3 protein-coding genes and 1 pseudogene are annotated in these 3,892 nt (G+C 69.3%); 2 read left to right on the plus strand and 2 right to left on the minus strand.

Annotated elements, in window-relative coordinates:
* The coding region (locus AC2VOR_RS05555) for a hypothetical protein (protein ID WP_486963349.1) at positions 1–134 on the plus strand (134 nt) is incomplete at its 5' end.
* Between the two features lie 114 nt (positions 135–248).
* A complete protein-coding gene (locus AC2VOR_RS05560) occupies positions 249–1,160 on the plus strand; it encodes a TauD/TfdA dioxygenase family protein (RefSeq protein WP_369740315.1) in 912 nt (303 codons plus the stop codon).
* A gap of 24 nt (positions 1,161–1,184) precedes the next feature.
* Here the strand turns inward: AC2VOR_RS05560 and AC2VOR_RS05565 are convergent, their stop codons facing one another.
* Positions 1,185–2,933: a GMC oxidoreductase gene (locus tag AC2VOR_RS05565; protein WP_369740316.1), complete on the minus strand. Its 1,749-nt coding sequence runs from the start codon at positions 2,931–2,933 to the stop codon at positions 1,185–1,187.
* A gap of 219 nt (positions 2,934–3,152) precedes the next feature.
* Positions 3,153–3,793, minus strand: a pseudogene (locus AC2VOR_RS05570) (PPE family protein); the annotation flags it as partial.
* Between the last annotated feature and the right edge of the window lie 99 nt (positions 3,794–3,892).

The following is a 3,892-nucleotide window of genomic DNA, read 5'->3' on the forward strand; positions in this document are numbered from 1 at the left end:
GCGAGGAGGTCACCCTGAGCACCGACGCGCCCAAGACGATCGCGGTGCGGACCCGTAAACCCCTGCTGCCGCGGCCGCCGCAACCGCCGGGCCGCGAACCCATGCACCGCCGCGCGATGTCGCGGGCGAAGTAGCGAGCAGGAAGCGCCCTCCAGCCGACTGTTGCCCGGCCGACGTTCGGTAGCTAGACTAAACTTCATGGTTGTAGTCAGCTGACTACAGCTGGACTTCGGCCAAGGACGACAGCAATGACAGACCAGGTAACCGTCACGAAACTGGGCAGCCGCATCGGTGCGCGGGTCGACGGGGTCCGCCTCGGCGGCGACCTCACCCCCGGCACGGTCGATGAGATTCACCGCGCCCTGCTGGACCACAAGGTGATCTTCTTCCGCGGCCAGCACCACCTCGATGACGCGGCGCAGCTCGCGTTCGCGGGCCTGCTGGGCACGCCGATCGGCCACCCCGCCGCGTCGGTGCTGGCCGCCGCGGACGCGCCGGTCATCACCCCGATCAACTCCGAGTACGGCAAGGCCAACCGCTGGCACACCGACGTCACCTTCGCCGCCAACTACCCCGCGGCCTCGATCCTGCGGGCAGTCACCCTGCCCACCTACGGCGGCTCGACGCTGTGGGCCTCCACCGCAGCCGCCTACGAGCAGCTGCCCGAGCCGCTCAAGTGCCTCGTGGAGAACCTGTGGGCGCTGCACACCAACCGCTACGACTACATCACCGCCGAGGCCCAGGCGGCCCAGAAGGCGATGACCGACGCGCAGCGGGCGTTCCGGCAGGCGTTCGAGAAGCGGGAGTTCCAGACAGAGCACCCCGTGGTGCGCGTGCACCCGGAAACCGGTGAGCGCACGCTGCTGGCCGGAGACTTCGTACGCGGCTTCGTGGGGCTGGACAGCCACGAGTCCGCCGCCCTGTTGGACCTGATCCAACGGCGAATCACCCTGCCCGAGAACACGATTCGCTGGAACTGGGAGGCAGGCGACGTCGCGATCTGGGACAACCGGGCCACCCAGCACCGGGCAATCGACGACTACGACAACCAGCCCCGGCTGATGCACCGGGTCACCCTGATGGGCGACGTCCCCGTCAACGTGCACGGGGAACGCAGCCGGGTCCTCAGCGGCGCGCCGCTCGAGGCGATCGCAAGCTAGGGGGCGATTCCGGGCTGACCGGCCTCAGCCGGCGCTGACCGATCCGGGTTCCACATGGCCGGGGCGGTCCCAGCGCAGCGCGCCGGGCGCCTCGGCCGGCACCACCGGGTGCTGGGGCGGGATCGGGGCCAGTCGGCGGTAGGTATCGCCCTGCAGCGGGCGCTGGTCGCTCTCCCCCTTGTTCGGCCACAGCGAGGCGGCCCGCTCGGCTTGTGCGGTGATGGACAGCGACGGGTTGACGCCCAGGTTCGCCGAGATCGCCGCGCCGTCGACCACATACAGCGTCGGGTAGCCGTACACCCGGTGGTAGGGGTCGATGACACCCCGTGCGGGACTGTCGCTGATCGCGGCACCGCCGAGGAAGTGCGCGGTCAGCGGGATGTTGAACAGCTCGCCCCAGGTGCCGCCGGCCACGCCGTCGACCTTGGCGGCGATGCGGCGCGTCACCTCGTTGCCGACCGGGTTCCAGGAGGGGTTGGGCTCGCCGTGGCCCTGCTTGCTGGTGTACCAGCGGATGCCCAGCTTGCCGCGCTTGGTGTAGGTGGTGATCGAGTTGTCCAGGTGCTGCATCACCAGGGCGATCAGCGTACGCTCGCTCCACTGGTGGACGTTGAGCATGCGCAGCATGCGGCGCGGGTCCTCGGCGGCCTGGTCCAGCAACTGCCGCCAGCGCGGCACGTCGGTGCCGCCGGGTCCGGCGCCGTCGGTCATCAGGGTCTGCAGCAAGCCCATGGCGTTGGAGCCCTTGCCGTAGCGGCAGGGCTCGACGTGGGTGTCCGGCGTCGGGTGGATCGACGACGTGATCGCCACCCCGTGGGTCAGGTCGAGGGCGGGGTCGACCTCGAGCTTGCCGGCGCCGACGATCGACTCGGAGTTGGTCCGGGTGAGCACGCCGAGCCGCTCGGACAGGCGGGGCAGCCTGCCCTTGTCCCGCATCTTGAACAGCAGATGCTGGGTGCCCCACGTCCCGGCGGCCAGGATCAGGTACGAGGCGGTGAAGGTGCTCCTGTCCCGGCGCAGCCAGCTGCCGGTGCGCACGGTGCGGACCTCCCACAGGCCGTCGGGACGCTGCTCGAAGCCCTTGACCGTCGTCATCGGATGCACCCGCGCGCCAGCCGATTCCGCGAGGCCGAGGTAGTTCTTCACCAGCGTGTTCTTGGCGCCGAACCGGCAACCGGTCATGCACGAGCCGCACTCCAGGCAGCCGGTCCGCTCCGGGCCGGCACCGCCGAAATACGGGTCCGGGAAGGTTTTTCCGGGCGCCTTGGTGCCGTCGGGACCGAAGAACACCCCGACCGGGGTGGACACGAACGTGTCGCCGCAGCCCATGTCGTCGGCCACCTCTTTGAGCACCCGGTCGGCGTCGGTGAAGGTGGGGTTCTGCACCACGCCCAGCATCCGCTGCGCCTGGTCGTAGTGCGGCATCAGCTCGTCGCGCCAGTCGGTGATGTGCGACCACTGCCGGTCGGCGAAGAACGGCTCGGGCGGCACGTAGAGGGTGTTGGCGTAGTTCAGCGAGCCGCCACCCACGCCGGCGCCGGCCAGGATCAGCACGTTGCGCAGCGGATGGATGCGCTGAATGCCGTAGCAGCCCAGCCTCGGCGCCCACAGGAATTTACGCAGGTTCCAGGACGTCTCAGCGAACTCCTCGTCGGAGAAGCGGCGCCCGGCCTCCAACACCCCCACCCGGTAGCCCTTTTCGGTCAGCCGCAGCGCGCTGACGCTGCCGCCGAAACCCGAGCCGATGATCAGGACGTCGTAATCCGGCTTCATCGCACCAGTATCGCCTAACCCGCCGGTCTACAAATAACTCGTCCCGGCGCGACCACCGGCGCAACACCGGCCGGATCTGGTGCCATGTCCCTCAACCGTGTGCTGTCGGTCGGCGTTGAGCGACATACCCGACCCCGCACCTCAGGAGCCGGCCAAACCGGACGTGCCCGAAACCGCGGTGAACAAGCCCGGACTCTGGTCCCCCGAGTTGGCCAGCCCCGAGCTGTATCCGGCCGAGTTGAAGAAGCCCGAACTCTGACCGGTGAGCCCCGAGTTCCCGGCGCCGACGTTGTCCGGGCCCGCGTTGCCGAAGCCGACGTTGTCGTTGCCGCTGTTGCCCGAGCCCAGGTTCAGGTTGCCGGAGTTGCCGCTGCCGAAGCTGCCGCTGCCCAGGTTCCAGGTGCCGAGGTTGCCGACATCCAGGTTGAACGACACCAGCTGGACAGATTCTGCAGAGCGCTCTCCCAGGACGCCAGCTGCGCGGCGGCCGCCGACGCACCGGCGTGCTAGCCCGCCATCGCGGCCACGTCCTGCGCCCACATCTGCTCGTACTCGGCCTCGGCGGCGGCTATCGCGGGAGCGTTCTGCCCGAACAGGTTTGACAGCACCAACGTCACCAGCCGCGACCTGTTCGCCGCCACCAAGCCCGGATACACCGTGGCCGCCCGCGCGGTTTCGAAGAGCGCTGCCACCGACTTGGCCTGGGCGCCAACCCCTTCCGCGCGGACCGCCGCGGCGCTCAGCCACGCGGTATACGGCGCGGCCGCGGCCGCCATCGCCGCCGAGGACAATTCATCGGCCAGGCCGTTTCAGCCCAATCCCGCAGCGAGCATCGGCCCCGATCCCCCCGCGAATATCAGCCCGAAATTGGGCTCTCCTGACGTTCATGTGGATCAGGGAGCGTGTGGTATGGCGGCGGGGATGGTGAGCGGGGCGCACGGACGGTGATCTAGGTTCGA

The sequence above is a fragment of the Mycobacterium sp. TH-M103 genome (assembly GCF_057473785.1).